This is a genomic window from Bacillus ndiopicus (assembly GCF_000612805.1).
Lineage (GTDB): Bacteria > Bacillota > Bacilli > Bacillales_A > Planococcaceae > Metasolibacillus > Metasolibacillus ndiopicus.
The window spans coordinates 149,327-168,214 of sequence record NZ_HG964403.1 but is presented as its reverse complement, the minus strand read 5'-3'; the positions used below and the strand labels follow the sequence as shown (position 1 = coordinate 168,214).

Genomic DNA, 18,888 nt, shown 5'->3' with positions numbered 1-18,888 from the left:
GAGACCGAAAATACTAGCAGCTGCACTAATTAAAGTACAAATTAGCGCAATGTTATTTTTCCATTTTGTAGCCAAGTCCCCAAACTACCTTTAAATAACGTGGATTTTTTGGATCTGTCTCAATTTTTTCGCGGATTTTTCGGATATGTACAGCGACAATATTTTCAGCATTATACGCCTCTTCATTCCAAACGATTTCATAAATTTCATGAATGGAAAAAACACGACCTGCATTTTTCAACAATAGCTCTGTAATTTTGTATTCGATTGGTGTCAACTTTACAGGCTCTCCATCTTTTAATACTTGGCGACCAGCTATGTCAAGCTCCAAGCCTTCAATCTGCGTTGTACTATTTTGAAATGTCCCTAGCTCAACATAGCGACGCAACTGTGACTTCACACGTGCCATAAGCTCTAATGGGTGAAAAGGCTTCGTAATATAATCATCTGCTCCAACAGATAGACCGTGAATTTTATCTGTATCCTCTGCCTTAGCACTTAACATAATGATAGGAATATTACGTTCAGCACGAATTTTAAACGTCGCCGTAATTCCGTCCATATTTGGCATCATTATATCTAAAACAATTAAATGGACATCATGCTGCGATAGCATTTCTAATGCCTCCACACCATCCGCTGCCTTCAGAACATTGTAGCCATCATTTTTTAAATAAATCTCTATACCATCTCGAATATCTTGATCATCGTCAACAACCAATACTGTTAATTTCGTCATATCGTTCACCTCACTGCTAACTCTTATAATGTTATAATAAAGGATAAAAATGAATAATTGTTTATCGTAAATCTTAAGAATTTCTGAAGAAATGGAAAGGAAATGTAGTTAATGTATAAAACTGTGGCTCAAACAGCATTAGATTTAAATATGCCGGAAGAACAAATTTTATATTATATTCATAATGGTCGAATTAAAGCTGTACATGATGGAGAACAATATTTAATAAATAGTGGACAATTTGATACATATCACGAACAAATCGAACGCATTAAAGAGGAAATCGATATTTGGCGTAACACCCCAATCCCAGAGGATATTGATGTAAAAGATGAAGACTAAAAGTGCCAGGCACTGAAACAATTCTTAATTGTTCCCGTGCCTGGCACTTATTTAAATTGACACAACCTGCCCTGTGCCTCTTAACATTATCTCTGCGTAATCTTCTACCATAACACTTGCGGTTGGGTACATTCCCGCACCAGGCCCAACAAGCGTAATCGTTCCAATATAATTCGTCTCTACAGTTACAGCATTATTAACGTCATCAATTGGATATAGTGGATGCTCTTTATTCACTAATAGCGGCGCTACTTTACCAACAATTTTCCCATCTGCTAAACGCTCTATTTCTGCAACATGACGAAAACGTAAACCTTCCACATATGCTTTTTCTACATCCGCTTGAGAAATCGCATCAATACCAATTACTTCTACTTCCGACCAATTAGGCTGCTCACCAAATGCTAAGCTTGATAAAATCATTAATTTTTTAAAGGCGTCTTGCCCAGACACATCGTTGAACGGATTTGCCTCTGCATAGCCCAATCGCTGTGCCTCTCTTAAAGCATCCTCAAAAGGTACATTCTCAATACGCATTTTCGTTAAAATGTAATTTGTCGTTCCATTTAAAATACCTTGAATTCGCTGGGCATTATTTACCAATAACACATTTTTTAATGTTTTGATAACAGGTACGCCTCCAGCTACAGATGCTTCATAGCCTACATTTACACCATGCTCTTTAGCCAGTTGTTCAAGCTCCTGCCCTCGTCGTGCAAACATTACCTTATTTGCTGTAATTACATGGCATCTGTGCTCTACTGCACGCTTCAAATAAGAAAATGCTGGCTCCTCATTGACAATCGCTTCAAAAACAACCTGTAGTCCTGGCTCTGCTAGCACGTCCTCTATACTCTCCGTCATAAGATGCAATGTACCCGGTACACGCTCTTTACTCGCATCTGTAACTAATATTTTCGCAACTTCGAGTTCTACACCTAGCTTATCTTGAAGTTCATGTTTCCTTTCCTTTAATATATGATAAATCCCTTGCCCCACGGTTCCAAAGCCGAGGATGGCTGCCTTCACTGTTGACATTATAAATTCGCCTCCAAATTTCCTCTCACGAACAATCCTTTACGCCCTGACTGACTATTGTCCAGATTTCCCAATTTAACTGACCTGTGACATACGCCAGTATTTTTTGGAACAACACGGTGTTGGTCACTCAATCATTGCTACGAAGGTGTAACGCTCTTAGACTGAGTCTTTCTATTCAAGTGGGGATTCAACCACCCACAATCTTCTCGTGTTACTTTTGATACAAAAGAATCTACTGAACCAAGATAAAAGTATAAAACAGCGCATATCCTACAGAAAAACTGCTGCAAATTCGTACATCGTTCTAGATATTATATAGTGATTCTAGCGTAATCCTTACAATATTACAAGGAAATTCTACCTTAAACGGACATTTGTTTTTCTAGAGAGATCATTAAATGTTCAAATTTATTAACACAAAGCAAAAGGAGCCATCTAACACTAGATGACTCCTCTTGTTTTTAATATATCAATAGAAGAAATGGGGGAATTTCTTCTATTATATAAGCGGGAAAATTTCAACTTACTTTCGTCAATTGTCTACGGCGATAGTTTTCTAAAATCGATTGCATGATTTTTTCCTCTAAAGCCGTAAATGCAGGCACTGCGTACGTACGCTGAATAAGTTGAAATTCTCCATAACGTAAAAACCATTCTTTTGCTGGTAAATCAATATGGGCATTTCCGCACTCCGCATACGCATCATAAACTTCTTTTATGACATAACCGTTCGATAAATCATATGTTGGTTCTGAGAAAGCACTATGCCCAAACACTTTCATCCACATCTTTTCAACATTTGCTAATAATACTTGAATTGCCTGTGAGTTGACGAATGTGTATGTTTCATTTAAATCATACACAATATAAGATGCTATGTTTTGTGCGCTATATGTACGTCCCATGTTCAACACTCCTTTGATTTACCTCGTATTAACGGGCAGTATGATTCCCTCCTTAAAAGTTAAGCAAAAACGATATGAATAAGTCGGAAATTAACTCCCTGGAAAGACCGATTAATCTATCATTTTAATTCCCTGCAAGTTGGTTGGTTTTATTATAATTCACAAAAACAAAGAAGTCAATAATTCTTATAAAAATACTAGGTATTAAATTTTATATTTCAATTAGAAAAGCTGCGACTGCGAAATGATGCAGACTACAGCTTGTTATTTAGATTTAGTAATTCATTCTACATTGCGTCTAAATCAATACAACGAATTAAGAATTTTTTGCTATCTGCTCAAATGCTTGATCTAAATCAGCTAATATATCCTCTATCGCTTCTAAGCCTATCGATAAGCGAATGAGCTCTTCAGATACGCCAGCGATTTCAAGTTCTTCCGCTGATAGTTGTTGATGTGTTGTAGATGCTGGATGAATAATAAGCGAACGTGCATCCCCGACATTAGCTACATGTGAGAATAATTTAACGCTATCAATAACTGCGCGCCCAGCCTCTCTACCACCTTTAATTCCAAAAGTTAAAATAGAACCAAAACCGTTTTTCAAATACTTTTTCGCTAATGAATGCGATACAGCATCTTCAAAGCCGTTGTAATTTACATATTCCACGAATGGGTGGTTGCGTAAATGAGCTGCTACCTTTTGGGCATTTTCATTATGTCTTACTACACGCAAATGAAGCGTTTCTAAACCCTGTAAGAAATTAAATGCCGCATCCGCACTTAGTGTCGGACCGAAATCACGTAGTAATTGTACGCGCAGCTTTGTGGCAAATGCTGCCGCTGCTGTGTCAATTCCATAACATATGCCGTGATACGTTAAATCTGGCTCTGTAAAGCCTGGAAACTTGCCTTGTGTCCAATCAAATTTCCCTGCATCGACGACGATGCCGCCGATTGTTGTACCATGTCCACCAATCCATTTTGTTGCCGAATGAATAACAACATCTGCGCCAAATTCGATTGGGTTAGAGCCATATGGTGAAGGGAATGTATTATCAATAATCAACGGAATACCATGCTCATGTGCAATTTTAGCAACTGCTTCAATATCTAACACATTTAAACTTGGATTGCCTATTGTTTCTGCAAAAATTGCTTTTGTATTTTCCTTAATTGCCGCTCGGAAGTTTTCAGGATTACTCTCGTCTACAAACGATGTTGTTATACCATAGCGTGGCAATGTTGTTGCAAATAAATTGTAAGTACCACCGTATAAAGAGCCTGCTGATACAATATGATCTCCTGCGCCAGCAATGTTTAAAATAGAAAACGAGATAGCTGCCATACCTGAGGAAAGCGCTACTGCTGCTGCTCCTTTTTCTAATAAAGCGACACGCTCTTCAAATGCCCCAACTGTCGGGTTCATTATGCGTGAATAAATATTGCCTGCTTCTTCTAATGCAAATAATCGCTGCGCATGAGCAGTATCATTAAATGCATAAGCAGTCGTGCGATAAATTGGTACTGCAATTGCTCCTGTTACTGGATCAGGCTTTTGCCCCCCATGTAATAGCAATGTTTCTGGACGTAATGTTGACATGATGTTCCTCCTAAAATTTATTCGATGGCTAGTGGATTTTTGAGGAGGGTAGAAAAACAAAAAACCCTCTTCCTAAGAAGAGGGTTGCAAATGAGCAAGTTTTCCTCCCCTTATCTTTCAGATCCCAATCCGAATCTGTAGGAATTAGCACCTTTGTAAGTTCGTCACTTACTGGTTGCCGGGCATCACAGGGCCTAGTCCCTCCGCCGCTCTTGATAAGAGTATTTGATTCATGTTCCATCGTTGGATTGAGTATAAATCATTGTAAACCTAGAAGTCAACTATTTTTTTAAAAAGTTTTTTAATCTTCAAAAATCGCTTGAACAGTAGTTTTTAGTCAACTTGATTGGTTATTTGCTATAAGTAGTATAAAATATTATGATAATACAGGTATTTAGGAGGATGGAAATGGATACTAGAGAACTTTTACGCAGCCATTCATCTGTGCGTAAATATACAGGGGAACAAATTTCACGAGAAACTGTAATCGACTTAATCGAAACTGCGCAAATGGCAGCTAGCTCACATTTTGTTCAAGCATATAGTGTCATTTGGGTAACAGATGAGGACAAGAAAAAGCAGCTTGGTGAACTATCAAAAAATGAATTTCAATTCCAGACAGCCGGTGCTGCATTTTTATTTTGCGTCGACTTCAAGCGCCTACAAATCGCTGGTCAAAAGCACAACGTTAACATTGTCACAGATTCAGCAGAAAATTTGCTTGTTGGCGTAGCTGATGTATCTTTATTTGCACAAAATTTTGTGATCGCGGCAGAGGCAAAAGGCTATGGCATTTGCTATATCGGTGGAGCACGCAATAACCCAGTAGAAATTAGCGAGCTATTCAATTTACCTAACAATGTATTCCCTTTATTTGCAATGACAATCGGTACACCTACAAAACGCAATGAAACTAAGCCGCGCTTACCTGTCGGAGCAGTGCTTCATGAAAATGCTTATGACGAGGTACGCTATGCTACATTATTAGATGAATATGATACAACGATGGAAAACTATTACACGAGTCGCTCTTCAAATCAAAAAATGGCAACATGGACAAAGCAAATGGCAGATTACTTAATCGAACAAAAGCGTCCATTTATTAAAGATTTCCTTGCTAAGCAAGGCTTTACATGGAAGTAAATTAAATATATGAAAATAGGGCTAGTTAGAAATCAAAACTTTATAACTAGCCCTATTTTACGTAATATCAAGCTCGTGCTAAAATATACCTACAATACATTAAGGTATTAAGAGGTGTTTGCCTATGCAAATGAATAGACATGTCGCAAAATCATTAGAGCGCCAACAATTAAAATCGATTCGCCGCTTTTATTATGCGATTGCCGAAATCAATTTAGCACTTGCAGATGTTCACAAAAAAATTCAGAAAAATATCGATGAAGCAAAATATCAATATGCTACTGCTTATGTTAATGAATATATATCTTACACATCTGTCTGGAATATAAAATTTGCTTATAACCTAGAAAGCCCGGAAGTTGCAATGCTTCAGCTATTCCACTTGCAATATATTTTCCAACATGAGTCTGATGCTGCGTTTTTGCAGGAACGACAGATTGTAAAAGAGCAGCAGCAAGCATTTGATAAATTACATTTATTTGAAGGTACACAGCTCACAGCTCGCTACGAAAAAATGCTCGAATATATTCACGAACAACAACCAAAGAAGCTGTAGGAAAGGCGATTTTCCCACAGCTCCTTTATTACATTCGTGCGATTTTAAATTTCTTACGTGTGAACTTCCCCGCTTATAGTCGAATCATTACCTTTTACCTATTTCACTCTTTAATAAAGCGCGCATTCGGTAAAGGCCAAACCACCACTGGCACAGTACCGAGTATTCTTTCTTGTGCTACAAAGCCAACCGACATATCTCGGCTATCCAAGCTTTTACGGCGATTATCGCCAAGCACAAAATAATGCCCTTCAGGTACAACTTCCTCACCTAAACTATCCTGTAAAGTAAAGTTCCCTGTTAAATTTCCACTGTCTAATAGCTTTTCTCTATTAATATCTAAATATGGTTCATTAAACTTTTCCCCATTTATAAATAACTCATCATCGTGATATTCAACACGATCTCCTGGTAAGCCAATAATACGCTTAATGAAGTTTTCCCCATTTGGTGCTTCAAAAACTATGACATCAAAACGTTTATAATCGGATAAAGTAGGACCAATAATGTTGACGATTACCTTTTCTTCATTTTCAAACGTTGGCATCATCGAAGCCCCCTCTACATTAACAGGCGTAAACAAAAAGACTCGAATTCCAACGGTTAGTATAACAGCAAATACAATCGTTTTAATCCAACTGACGATTTCATTTTTCTCCAAAATTACTTCCCTCCCACAAATTCCTTTTACTTACTCTTAATGACGCAAAGCATTTGTGGAAAGTTGCAGAAAATCGTCATTATGACAACTTAAATTGCCCTACTCCACTGCTCAAATTGACCGCCAACTTATCTAACATATGTGTAGCTGAAGAAATCTCTTCCATGGAAGCAAGTTGACCCTCAGATAAGCTTGCCACCTGCTTTGATGTTTCCGTTGACGATTCTGAAATTGCCTGTAAAGAATCAAACGTTGCAGAAACTTGCTGCGCACTTGCAGCCATTTGCTCAGAAACTGCTGAAACCTCTTAAATTTGAGTCGTCATCATGTGTGCGGTCCGAATAATTGTTTCAAAAGAATGAGAGGTTATAATTGTAAATTTGACATTTTCTAGTTAATACCTTCCACAAATTATTGATGTTATCAAATCAAATCTAACTAATTCACAATAAAAAGAGCAAAAGGGATATTGAGAAAAACAGATAAAACCTGCTTTCTCAACATCCCTTGTTTCACATCATTATTGTGCTATATTCATAATTTCAAGCTTTTTGATTGGTTGGAACTGCTCGCCAGTTGCATAGTATATCATTTTTACTTCGTCACCTTGTTGTAAATAAATTGCAAGTGGCGCAGCTTCAGAGCTTACGATAAAATTCTGCCCTGTATCTGTTAGCAATGAAACGATTGTAAAGTCGCCAACTCGCTCTTTATAAACACGTACAATCTTTGCAGTAAGCTGTGCTTCTTCTGCATTTGAAGAACCGTCTACTGCGCTACCACCACGATTAAGCGCTGTTTTATATAACTTCAACGCCTCAGTTGGGGTAGAGGCATACGCCGAAATTTCTGGATTTGCTGCAGAAACGATAAAGTAATTTTGTAGGAAACCATTCGAATCCAAAACAGCCGACAGCCAGCTTGCTTCACCATAGAAGTTATACAAAATTGGCATTTCGCCTTCCCACTCTTTTTCAATAAACTTTTTCTCAATAATTTCAAGCGCACCACGCGAATCCATATACGATTCTTCTAGATTGCCAGTATAATATGTCGCCTTGCCAGTTCTTGCATGTGTTAAAGAATAGCCAAGCATCGAGTCAACACCCTCTTTTGGGCTTGAGAAATCAGTAAAGTAATACATTTCTCCATCCTCCATAAAGACTGGGCTAACATTTGCCTCCGTACCTTCATCTGACGGCAGCTTCACATCTTTTTTTCCAAATACGCTATTCCAGAAGCCGTGCACATAGTTCCCGTAGTAGCTATTTTGCAAGCTTACAGCCTCTGGAGAAATTGCACCATCAATAAATTCTGGTACATCTGCTAATGCAATTTTTTCTGATTTACCTGTTTTCGCATCAACTTTAACAATTCCTTTTACATCAAAGCCATTTCGAGCAGAAATAAAATTACCATATGTGCGAATATAGTATGGTACGCCCTCATCATCGATTTCTAACTGCACATCACCATAGAAGATAAGCGTTGGATACTGTAGACGAATATGGCGCTCTAAATTCTTATTTAGGTAAGCTGATGGAATGTATTTCATTTCATGCGCCATAAATTTTGGGTTATCACTTGAATCCGTAGCACTCATTGTAAAATAACCTGGTGTTGTTTTACCGTTAAACCATTTAAATAGCCCTGAAAATTCTACTGGTGCAATATAAACATATTCACCATTGACCTTTTGAATTTGTAAACGCCCCAGTTCATAATAGCTTGTGTTAGGCACTTGCCCGAATGCTTTTTTCATTTTATTCTTCACAAACTTCGGCGGTACACTTGCCGGTGTTTTCGTTTCGTCAAATGGCTGAATTTCAACTTGCTCTTCCATTTCTGAAGATTGATATTTCTTCTCTGCATTGAAAATTGGCGAAGCCAGTAAATATGCAACTGCTACAATTGAAAGTAGCGTTAACACCGATTTCAGCTTTTGTTCAGCACCAGTTGCAAGCAATGCGCCAACAAGCGCAACAACTGGCACAATATACATAAATACTGTCCAATGCAAATCAATTTTCGAAATATATACCGTTAAAAATGTTAAAATTAAACTTCCTAAAAAAACTGAAGTTAAAAGTATACTAAACTGCTTGCCTGTTAACTCACCCTTTGGTATTTTCTTTGTTAAGGGCACGATTAAAATCGTCATTATAACAGCAGCAATAAGCACAGTTATAAATAATTGTCCCACTATTATCACCTCTCATTTATTTTTACGTATAGGATAGATGAAAGTTTCATTAAATTATAAGGGGGTTTCAAATGGAGAGAAAAATCATTTTACTGTTATTCGCAATATTCGGTCTTTATTATGTCTTTTTCTTAGATTCAATTGCAGTTTCATTACGCATGGTTTTTAAGCTTATTCCTATGATTTTACTAATAATTTTAGCACTACGTTCCAAAGGAGATAAAGGATACAAAGCAATTATTATTGGTGGTCTTATTTTTTGTGCAATTGGTGATTACACATTGCAATGGTTTATCATTGGCTTGTGTAGCTTTTTAATTGGCCATCTATTTTACATTACAGCTTTTAGTAAAACGAATAATAGTAAAACGCCAATAAGCGCTAAAACTTTACTAATTATTTATGGTGCTGCAATGATGTTTTGGCTTGCAAGCACAATAATAAGCACAGGTGATATTATACTGACAGTTGCAGTTTGTGCATATATTATCGTTATTTTGTTAATGGGCTGGACTTCTTTCCGAACGGCTAGCAGCTTTGCAATTATCGGTGCATTTTTATTTATTTCATCAGATTCTATTTTAGCGATTAATCGCTTTATTACAGATATTCCTTATTCTCATATTTTGATTATGGCAACATATTACGGTGCACAATTATTTATTGCACTGAGTATCGTTCAATATTCCGCACAGCGAAATAAAGTGATACAATAAAAGTGAAGCTTCAATTTCAATAGAAGTTACTGTTCGTAAATGCGGGATAGCAAAGAAACACTATAACAAAGGGGATTTTAATTCATGAAAGAACAATTAATCGAACGCTTAATTCGTTATGCAAAAATTGATACACAATCAGATTCTTCAAGCACTACAACACCTTCTACAATGAAACAATTTGATTTATTAAATGTTTTAAAGGATGAACTAGCAGAAATCGGCTTAGTAGATATTACATTGGATGAATACGGCTATTTATTTGCAACGCTACCAGCTAACACAGATAAAGACAACGTACCAACATTAGGCTTTCTAGCACACGTTGATTCAACACCTGATTTTTCTGGTACAAATGTTAATCCTAAGCGCATCGATAATTACGATGGCAGTGATATTCAATTAAATGAACAGCTAGTTATGTCAACGAGCTACTTCCCTAACTTAAAAAACTATGTGGGTCAAACATTAATCACAACAGATGGCACAACTCTTCTTGGTGCGGATGATAAAGCCGGTATAGCTGAAATCATTACAGCAATGGAATATTTAGTGCAGCATCCTGAAATTAAGCATGGAAAAATTCGCGTTGCCTTCACACCAGATGAAGAAATCGGTCGTGGCCCACACAAATTTGATGTGCAAGCATTCGACGCACAATATGCTTATACATTAGATGGTGGCCCAATTGGCGAACTACAATATGAAAGCTTCAACGCGGCTGGTGTTAAAGTAACAACTCGCGGCACGAGCGTACATCCAGGCTCTGCAAAAGACAAAATGGTGAACGCAACGACGATGGCGATTAAATTCCAAAATGAAATGCCTTTAGACGAAGTTCCAGAAAAAACAGAAGGCTACGAAGGCTTCATTCATTTAATGAGCTTTAACGGTCATATTGAGGAAGCAACGCTAACATACATTATCCGTGATCATGACCGTGCAAAATTCGAGGAGAAAAAAGCACGCTTTGTAGAAGCTGAAAAGAAAATCAAAGCAGCGTTTGGTGATGATGCAATTACAGTAGAGATTGAAGACCAATACTTCAACATGAAGGAAAAGATTGAGCCAGTAATGGAAATCGTTGATATTGCAAAAGATGCAATGACAAAGCTTGGTATTACACCAATTATCGAGCCAGTACGTGGGGGAACTGATGGCTCACAACTATCTTACATGGGCTTACCAACACCAAATATTTTTGCTGGCGGCGAAAATATGCACGGTAAATTCGAATACGTATCAGCCGAAACAATGGAAAAAGCAACAGAAGTTATTTTAGAAATCGTGCAAGCATTTGAAGCACGCGCTTAAATATACAAAAAGACGCTAGCGATAAGCTTCGCTAGCGTTTTTTCTCAAGAACTATATTCCGAATATTCAGTTACAAAGAGGTGGTTAAAGAATGAAAGAGATTTTAATTGGTATTATCGCTGCTTTATTTTTTGCTTTTACTTTTATTTTAAATCATTCAATGGAATTAGATGGCGGTAGCTGGCTTTGGAGTGCTTCTTTACGCTATTTTTTTATGCTACCATTTTTAATTGCTATTGTATTATATCGGGGAAATTATCGACAATTACATAATGAAATGAAGTCACACTCTCGCCAATGGCTGCTCTGGAGCTTCGTTGGCTTCGTGCTATTTTACGCACCTCTAACATTCGCTGCTGCATTTGGACCAGGCTGGCTTGTATCAGGTACTTGGCAATTTACGATTGTTGCAGGCGTGCTACTTGCACCGCTTTTTGTTACAGTCATCGGAGGTCAAAAAATGCGACAAAAAATTCCGATGACAGCATTACTTATTTCATCCATTATTTTAATCGGCATATTATTAATTCAAATCCCACACGCTAAATCCGTATCAGCAAGCGCGCTTATGCTTGGCATTTTCCCTGTGCTTATTGCTGCATTTGCTTATCCGCTGGGCAATCGCAAAATGATGGAAGTGTGTGGTGGCCGTATCGATACATTCCAGCGCGTGCTCGGTATGACAATTGCCTCTCTGCCAGCATGGATTATAATGGCAATCTATGCGATCATGACTGTTGGTCTGCCTTCAGGAAGCCAAATGTTTCAATCGCTGCTTGTTGGATTAAGCTCAGGTGTTATCGCAACTACACTATTCTTTATCGCCACTGACCGTGTACGTGATAATCAAGGTAAGCTTGCTGCTGTTGAGGCAACACAATCAACTGAGGTTGTCTTTGTTATTATTGGTGAGATGTTACTTTTAGGGATTCCCCTACCAACGCCTATCGCATTATGCGGGCTAGCTATCATTATTATTGGCATGTTACTACATAGCTACCACACAATGCTGGTTGCCAAACGCAATCGTATAGCTATGGAATAATGTTTATTGGCACTTATAAAAAATGCCGGTCCTATGGCTAAGGACCGGCTCAAAATTAGTTCTCACAAGAGAAGCTTTGAAGAAAATATAAAGGGTAAAAAAATTACGTTCTAAAATGAGGGGGGTAGAACGTATTTTGAACTAGCGAACTTCTGGAGAAAAGTAGCTAAAGTTCAAGCTCATAAGCACTGTATTGCATATGAGTAATGCTTATATGATAATGATAATCGTTTTCAATTAACTTGTCAACATCATTAAGCAATTTTTATTTTCCATGTAAAAAATGTTATGATATATGAAAAAAGGTGAGTTTATGCCCGCATTATCCTATGATCAAATACGACAATTAAATTCTTATAGCATTTATACCGAAAACCCTGAGCGCCCTTTATTTACACTCGCAAATTTACAAAAGGATTTTTATTTAACAGATTTCCGTAACTTAATGATGGGAATTACACAGGCAGCAACGGAAACAGCTGCTATTTCACATTTTACTCGTCGCTATGGCATGTTCGTTGCAATGCAATTTTATATGCTAGCAACCTACGATGAAATTTGGGATGGTAAGCTAGAGGATATTCGCTTCGCATTAGTGCACGAATATGGCATCAACACGCTTGGCACGTTTATTACAGCGAATGATTTTCGTTACGTAGAAGAGGACGAACGCGAGGCTGTCATACAAAAAATATTGTATAAGCAAACATTTGAAATCATTCAGCAGCTACGAAAAACAACATCCATCTCCCCTCTTGTGATGTGGGAAAATATTTTTGGCTATCTTATATGGCATTACCATACATTGCTTGAAAATCCGGCACTTGCGGATCAAGCATATGAGGATATAGAAATTCTTGAGGGAACAAAAGTATGGAGCTATATTTCTGATAAATCATTATTTCTAAATTACACAGGTGGCAAACACCCTTCTCAGCTACTAAATGTCCCTGTGCGTAAAAGCTGTTGTCAATCAAAGGATATCCCTGGATTAATGGCTTGCGGATTTTGCCCATTGAAATAAATCAACAAAGCGTAGCAAATTCGTAATGCTACGCTTTTTTTGATAGAGCTCATGCTGCTGCGTGCGAAATGTGGACTTTCATGGGCGAATTTCCTATTCTCGCGAGCGCATTTTCCTTTTAATGAGCGAATCTACCCTTCTCACGAGCGAATGGTGATTCTCCTCATTTTCGGTATTTGACAAACCAATCTTCCCCGCGTTTTTCAATAGCAACGCCTAAGTAACCTTCACTTAAAGCCTTTTGCTGTGCGTCGATATTGCCCATCGAAACTTCTAGTTCTTCTCCTGCAAACTTGATCTCACTATGTAAAGGCTTTGCTATAACGTAGCGAAGCTTTCCACCGTATTTATATTTCAATGCTCGTATATGCATATTCTGCACTAGCTTATCCTTTAAACTAGCGATATTATAAGGTTTAACGGTCGCGCAAATCCAATCATACTTTGTTTCTTCCACCTGTGTCATAATAATAGACGCTAAAGTTTGCTGCAAACCATACCCTCTAAACTGTGGATGAATAAAGGAAATTTCTTGATAAAGAACACGCCCCAAATCCTCTGCCCCAACATCAAGCCCTAAATGCTCTTCCTCTTCCGCATTCGGCTCTAGCAAAGCGCGAACCGCAATTAATTGCTCGTCAACAACCGCTCCAATCATAACACCATTCCCATTTAAAATATATAATAGTTCTTCCTCACTAAGAGGTTGTAAAATTGTCTTATCCTCAAGAGAATCGCAGACTGTTTGCTGCAATGCCTTAATTTGCGCTAATTGCTCACTTTGTAGACGCTCTACATAAAATTCATGTTCACCTAAATGCCCTTTAAAAATCATATTGTCACCACTTTATAAAATTTTTCTCTGTTATAGCCTAACATATAATTGATTGGGCGTCTTTAGCACATGTATTTTCATAGCTATTTTTTACAGAAACAAAAAACGAATGCTCAGTTGAACATTCGTCTTTTCTATAAGCTTGTAAAGAAGCCTGTCGGATATTGCTCGTAAGTATCGCGTTCTTTAAAAATATCCAGCTCTTCATTACGCTCCAATTCTAACTCCTCATCTAACAAGTAAGTCTCAAGATTTGATGATAAAATTTTACCCATAAATAACACCTCCGGTTTAAATAATTTTCTGATTATTCATATAATACTATGATATCTTTTTGTCTGCAAGTCACTAATTCATTATATGCATAAAAAATATAAAACCTATCTCTAAAAGAGATAGGTTTTTCTTAATGCTTAAATTTTCACCGGTGTTGCCCCGTTGCCTTTATTTTTAGCCATAAATTGAATTGCAAACATAATAGCAAAAATAACTAACCCGACAATATCTGACTTTGATTCTGGATAAATCATTGCAAGGCCTGCGGCAATTACAATAATTCTTTCAAACCAATATAATTTTCGATACCAATAGCCAATTACACCAGAGCCTATCGCAATCATACCCATTATCGCCGTGAATACTACCCAAATAATTTGCAGTATTGTTACATCTATCATTAATAACGCTGGTGAGAACACAATCATATACGGTATGATAAATGCTGCAATAGCTAGTTTTGCGGAGTTGACGCCTGTTTTAATCGGATCGCCTCCCGAAATACCAGATGCCGCAAAGGCAGCTAGCGCAACAGGTGGTGTAATATCCGCTATAATACCAAAGTAGAACACAAAGAAATGTGCTGATAATAATACTACTATTGGCACAAGCTCTTGCGGTGTATTTGGAGCTAATAATGCAATAATCGCTGGTGCTGCAATTGTTGAAGTAATAACATAGTTAGCTGTCGTTGGAGCACCCATTCCTAAAATAAGCGATGCAATCATCACGAATACTAATGTTAATAGAATGCTACCACCAGCAAGCTTAACTAAACTGTTTGCCAATGATAATCCTAGTCCTGTTTTTACTACAACTCCTACAATAATCCCTGCACAAGCTGTTGCCGCTACAACGCCAAGTGCTGTCCGTGCACCATCTACTAATGCGTCTAAAATATCAAGAAACCCTAGTCGCGTCTCTTTATTAAACATACCAACTAAAATACAAGCAAGCACTCCATATAAAGCAGCATGCATAACTGGTACACCTGCTAGCATTAAAACAATAATCAAAATTATTGGAAGCAATAAATATATTTTCTTAAATACTTCTTTGCGATCAGGCATCTCTTCATCAGAAAGGCCTTTTAATCCTAGGCGTTTGGCTTCGAAATGCGTCATAATCCAAATACCTGTAAAATAAAGCAAAGCAGGGATAGCAGCTGCCTTCGCGATATCCCAATAAGTAATTCCACGCCCAATAAACTCAACCATTAAAAATGCCGCAGCTCCCATAATAGGAGGCATTAGCTGACCACCAGTGGATGCAGCAGCCTCAACAGCACCAGCAAACTCCTTTTTGTAGCCTAATTTTTTCATCATTGGTATTGTATATGAACCTGAAGTTACCACATTTGCTACAGAAGAGCCCGAAATTGTCCCTTGCAATGCAGATGAGAAAATCGCAACTTTTGCAGGCCCACCTATCAGCTTCCCTGCCACCGATACTGCTAAATCATTAAAATATTGCCCAACCCCTGTCTTAACAAGGAAAGCACCAAATAATAAGAAAACAAAAATAAATGTCGCTGATACACTAATTGGTGTACCTAAAATACCATCTGTCGAATAAAACATTAAATTGACGATACCTTCGATACTTTGCCCTCTGTGTGCCATAAAATCTGGCATATACGGACCAAAATAAGCGTATAACAAAAAAAGTGAGGCAATAATCGTAATTGGTAATCCCACAGCACGCCTAGCAGCTTCTAAAACCAATAGCACCGCTAATAGACCTATGATAAAATCCATCTGCTCAAGCTGACCTAAGCTTTTTACTAAGCGCTCATAATTTATCGACCAATAGGAACCTACTAAAATTGCAATAATAGCTAAAATAAAATCATAGAACGGTATTTTATCCTTTCGTGCTTTACGCCTAGCTGGGAATAATAAGAAGATAAATGTCAAACCAAAGCCTAAATGCACCGTTCGTTGAATTTGAGCTGGAAATACACCCCATATAGCTGTGTATAATTGAAATAAAGAAAATGCCAATAAACCAAAATAAATAATGTATTTAAACATACCTGCAACGTTTCGCGTATTAGATTCAATATCGTATTTCTCTAACAACGCTTGTTGGTCCTCAGCCGAGAGCTGTTCAAATCCTTCATTTTGGTCAAGAGGCTTTTTATTATTTTCTTTCTCCATATAATCGTACTCCTTTCATTTTTTCGTAGAGTGATAATCTTTTAACTTCAAATAAATAAGATTTCCCTTTTATTAATTGCTGCTTCAAATCTATGTAACTAGATTGATAAATTAGTTGTAGCGAAGCATCTATATTAGCTACAAACAAATTAAAATTGGGCAATTTGGCATCATTATAGGATAAAGTGTAAACACCATTATCATATATTAATGTTTGCCCCTCTTCCGCATACCCTGGCATTCCAATTGCTACATCTTCGTATTGCATTGACATAAGGCGCAATTCATTATTGGACAACACTACATATGACTCAATAACATCTGTTTTATGGATAGAATGAGTAAATAATAGTTGGAATTCCTGTTCTTGATGCAATGGTAAATAATACATTTCCGGCTTTTCAACTTTTGTTTCAGTAAATGTGAATGCTCTTTCAAATGGTATAAACAAAATAATAAATAATACACCACAGAAAATAAATAAGTACCATTTTTTCATTTTACTGTAACAACTACCTTTCAAAATGAAAAAGGCTCTGAAGCACTGCGCAACAGAACCTTTTTTCGGATTAGTTGTTTACTTCATCAAAATATTTTTGAGCGCCAGGATGCACTTCAATCCCAATACCATCTAACCCGCTTTCAGCCTTGATAAACGCACCTTTTGCATGGCCGATTTTATCTGTGTTATCATAAATAGCTTTTGTAATCTCATACACTAAATCTTCTGGTAAATCCTTTTTCACTGCAAGCATCGCACCTACTGATACAGCTGGAATTTCTTCCTTTAAGCCATAAGTACCCGCTGGAACTGCATCTTTTGCATAATATGGATATTTCTCAATTAACGCATCTGCTTTATCTGCCTCAACCGGAATAATGTATACGCCTTTCGTTGCATTTAAAGCTTCAACAGCACCAGTTGGATAACCAGCTGTAATAAACGCTGCATCGATTTGGCCTGATTGAATACCATCTGTCGATTCACCGAAATCTAAGTTTTGTGGTTTAATATCATCCATTGTTAAACCATGTATTTCAAGTAATTGCTCAGCATTCGCATAAGTACCTGAACCAGGTGCTCCTACCGATACCTTTTTGCCTTTTAAATCTGCATATGATTTAATTCCAGAATCAGCCAATGTAACAAGCTGTACTGTTTCAGGATACAAAGCTCCTAAAGCTGACACTGAATCAATTTTTTGATCTTCAAACATTAGCATACCTTCAGTAGCATAATATGCGATATCTGTTTGTACGAAAGCAATATCTCCTTCGCCGTTTTGTAGTGCTGTCATATTTGCAGCAGACGCTTGAGAAACTTCTGCTGTTGCTTTTACATCTGTATTAGTCGAGATTAAATCAGCAAATGTTCCACCTAGTGGATAGTAAGTTCCTTGTGTACCCCCTGTTAAAATCGACAGGTATTTTGGTGCCTCTCCTGCATTTTTATCTGTATCTGCTGTGCCTTCCTCTTTTTTGGTACCGCATGCAGCTAATACAAGTGCAAACACACTTAAAATTGTTAATAATAGTAATCTACTTTTCTTCATTATTAACAGAACCCCCCTCTTTTGTTAATCACTATACATTTTACAGAGCATCATTTAAGTTGTCAAACTAGTCCGTGAATTATGCATAGTGAAAAGCTGTCGGGAAAGTAGATTAATGCACTACTTTCCCGACAGCTAAGCTCTGTAGCTATTGAATTACACCACAAGCAATACGAGCACCTGAATTGCCAGCTGGATCAGTTTTATAATCATCCGCATTTTCGTGAATAACAATCGAGCTGCCATCTTTATCGAAGAGCGAATTTTCATGACCTTTCAAAAGCGTTACGAGCTTCGTTGTAAACGCTAGCTCCGCTGTGCCATCCTCTCCCACCTCTAAATTTGGCAAATCACCTGCATGTGGTCCTTGTGGATTTTCGATGCCATGCTTCTTATGCTCCGGGTTAAAATGTGCACCTGCTGACTCGAATGTTGGTGGCTCACATTTCCCTACTTCATGAATGTGAATACCATGTGTTCCAGGCGGTAAATTTTTAAGTTCGGCATATAATTCTACACCTTCTGTTACTTCCTTTAATTTCACTTGCCCCACGCTTTCACCTTTACTGTTAATCATTTCAGCAACAGCTGTAGCAGAGCTTGGTGCATGCACAGGCAATTCTTCCTCTTTCTTCTGAAACAGCGAGCAGCCTGATAATAATAAAGCAGCACTTAATATGATAATTTTATACATAGTTATCCCTCCTGCTGTTATTGTTGCCAAATTGGCTTGCTGTTTATTCATATTAAAATATAGAAAATTCAATCCGATA

20 protein-coding genes and 1 riboswitch are annotated in these 18,888 nt (G+C 37.5%); of the genes, 7 read left to right on the top strand and 13 right to left on the bottom strand.

Annotated elements, in window-relative coordinates; all coding sequences use genetic code 11:
* Window positions 1-52: 52 nt before the first annotated feature.
* Window positions 53-739 carry a response regulator transcription factor gene (locus tag TY13_RS00810; protein WP_042470474.1) on the bottom strand — a complete coding sequence of 229 codons (687 nt, stop codon included), beginning with the start codon at window positions 737-739 and terminating at the stop codon, window positions 53-55.
* 111 nt (window positions 740-850) lie between these two features.
* Here TY13_RS00810 and TY13_RS00805 point away from each other — a divergent pair, with 111 nt between their 5' ends.
* The gene (locus TY13_RS00805; RefSeq protein WP_042470472.1) at window positions 851-1,081 is read left to right on the top strand and encodes a MerR family transcriptional regulator; all 231 of its coding nucleotides are present in this window, start codon (window positions 851-853) and stop codon (window positions 1,079-1,081) included.
* A 51-nt stretch (window positions 1,082-1,132) separates the two neighbouring features.
* Here the strand turns inward: TY13_RS00805 and TY13_RS00800 are convergent, their stop codons facing one another.
* The 3 genes from TY13_RS00800 to TY13_RS00790 all read right to left on the bottom strand — a co-directional run bounded on the left by TY13_RS00800 (window position 1,133) and on the right by TY13_RS00790 (window position 4,630).
* A complete protein-coding gene (locus TY13_RS00800; protein WP_042470470.1) occupies window positions 1,133-2,119 on the bottom strand; it encodes a homoserine dehydrogenase in 987 nt (328 codons plus the stop codon).
* A 521-nt stretch (window positions 2,120-2,640) separates the two neighbouring features.
* A complete protein-coding gene (locus tag TY13_RS00795) occupies window positions 2,641-3,027 on the bottom strand; it encodes a hypothetical protein (RefSeq protein ID WP_042470468.1) in 387 nt (128 codons plus the stop codon).
* Window positions 3,028-3,343: 316 nt separating this feature from the next.
* Window positions 3,344-4,630, bottom strand: coding sequence for an O-acetylhomoserine aminocarboxypropyltransferase/cysteine synthase family protein (locus TY13_RS00790; RefSeq protein WP_042470465.1), 1,287 nt, complete (start codon window positions 4,628-4,630; stop codon window positions 3,344-3,346).
* A 107-nt stretch (window positions 4,631-4,737) separates the two neighbouring features.
* A riboswitch (SAM riboswitch) is annotated at window positions 4,738-4,852 on the bottom strand.
* A gap of 186 nt (window positions 4,853-5,038) precedes the next feature.
* Between TY13_RS00790 and nfsA the strand changes: the two genes are divergently transcribed.
* A complete protein-coding gene (nfsA, locus tag TY13_RS00785) occupies window positions 5,039-5,773 on the top strand; it encodes an oxygen-insensitive NADPH nitroreductase (protein WP_042470462.1) in 735 nt (244 codons plus the stop codon).
* Window positions 5,774-5,897: 124 nt separating this feature from the next.
* Window positions 5,898-6,329, top strand: coding sequence for a hypothetical protein (locus TY13_RS00780; RefSeq protein WP_042470459.1), 432 nt, complete (start codon window positions 5,898-5,900; stop codon window positions 6,327-6,329).
* A 103-nt stretch (window positions 6,330-6,432) separates the two neighbouring features.
* Here the strand turns inward: TY13_RS00780 and lepB are convergent, their stop codons facing one another.
* The 3 genes from lepB to TY13_RS00765 form a co-directional block, all read right to left on the bottom strand.
* On the bottom strand, window positions 6,433-6,990 hold the full coding sequence (gene lepB, locus TY13_RS00775) for a signal peptidase I (protein WP_081796895.1): 558 nt from the start codon (window positions 6,988-6,990) through the stop codon (window positions 6,433-6,435).
* A 79-nt stretch (window positions 6,991-7,069) separates the two neighbouring features.
* A complete protein-coding gene (locus TY13_RS00770) occupies window positions 7,070-7,273 on the bottom strand; it encodes a hypothetical protein (protein WP_042470454.1) in 204 nt (67 codons plus the stop codon).
* Between the two features lie 237 nt (window positions 7,274-7,510).
* Entirely contained in the window at window positions 7,511-9,193 is a 1,683-nt protein-coding gene (locus TY13_RS00765; RefSeq protein ID WP_042470451.1) for a hypothetical protein, read from the bottom strand.
* Between the two features lie 71 nt (window positions 9,194-9,264).
* Between TY13_RS00765 and TY13_RS00760 the strand changes: the two genes are divergently transcribed.
* The 4 genes from TY13_RS00760 to TY13_RS00745 all read left to right on the top strand — a co-directional run bounded on the left by TY13_RS00760 (window position 9,265) and on the right by TY13_RS00745 (window position 13,292).
* A complete protein-coding gene (locus TY13_RS00760; RefSeq protein ID WP_042470449.1) occupies window positions 9,265-9,909 on the top strand; it encodes a lysoplasmalogenase in 645 nt (214 codons plus the stop codon).
* Window positions 9,910-9,993: 84 nt separating this feature from the next.
* Window positions 9,994-11,223 carry a peptidase T gene (gene pepT / locus TY13_RS00755; protein ID WP_042470445.1) on the top strand — a complete coding sequence of 410 codons (1,230 nt, stop codon included), beginning with the start codon at window positions 9,994-9,996 and terminating at the stop codon, window positions 11,221-11,223.
* A gap of 91 nt (window positions 11,224-11,314) precedes the next feature.
* Entirely contained in the window at window positions 11,315-12,268 is a 954-nt protein-coding gene (locus TY13_RS00750) for a DMT family transporter (RefSeq protein ID WP_042470442.1), read from the top strand.
* A 313-nt stretch (window positions 12,269-12,581) separates the two neighbouring features.
* Window positions 12,582-13,292, top strand: coding sequence for a Fe-S oxidoreductase (locus tag TY13_RS00745; RefSeq protein ID WP_042470438.1), 711 nt, complete (start codon window positions 12,582-12,584; stop codon window positions 13,290-13,292).
* A 163-nt stretch (window positions 13,293-13,455) separates the two neighbouring features.
* Here TY13_RS00745 and TY13_RS00740 read toward each other — a convergent pair whose 3' ends face one another.
* The 6 genes from TY13_RS00740 to TY13_RS00720 form a co-directional block, all read right to left on the bottom strand.
* On the bottom strand, window positions 13,456-14,127 hold the full coding sequence (locus TY13_RS00740) for a hypothetical protein (protein WP_042470434.1): 672 nt from the start codon (window positions 14,125-14,127) through the stop codon (window positions 13,456-13,458).
* Between the two features lie 134 nt (window positions 14,128-14,261).
* Entirely contained in the window at window positions 14,262-14,402 is a 141-nt protein-coding gene (locus TY13_RS20805) for a hypothetical protein (protein ID WP_195891638.1), read from the bottom strand.
* A gap of 138 nt (window positions 14,403-14,540) precedes the next feature.
* Window positions 14,541-16,562 (bottom strand): TRAP transporter permease, encoded by a 2,022-nt coding sequence (locus tag TY13_RS00735; RefSeq protein WP_042470431.1) that lies wholly within the window; start codon window positions 16,560-16,562, stop codon window positions 14,541-14,543.
* The gene (locus TY13_RS00730) at window positions 16,546-17,061 is read right to left on the bottom strand and encodes a DUF1850 domain-containing protein (RefSeq protein ID WP_042470428.1); all 516 of its coding nucleotides are present in this window, start codon (window positions 17,059-17,061) and stop codon (window positions 16,546-16,548) included. The genes TY13_RS00735 and TY13_RS00730 overlap by 17 nt, the downstream gene beginning before the upstream one ends.
* 70 nt (window positions 17,062-17,131) lie before the next feature.
* Complete coding sequence (locus TY13_RS00725) at window positions 17,132-18,115, bottom strand: TAXI family TRAP transporter solute-binding subunit (RefSeq protein WP_042470427.1); 984 nt, start codon at window positions 18,113-18,115, stop codon at window positions 17,132-17,134.
* 148 nt (window positions 18,116-18,263) lie between these two features.
* Window positions 18,264-18,809, bottom strand: a complete 546-nt coding sequence (locus tag TY13_RS00720) for a superoxide dismutase family protein (RefSeq protein WP_042470424.1) — start codon at window positions 18,807-18,809, stop codon at window positions 18,264-18,266.
* Window positions 18,810-18,888 lie beyond the last annotated feature (79 nt).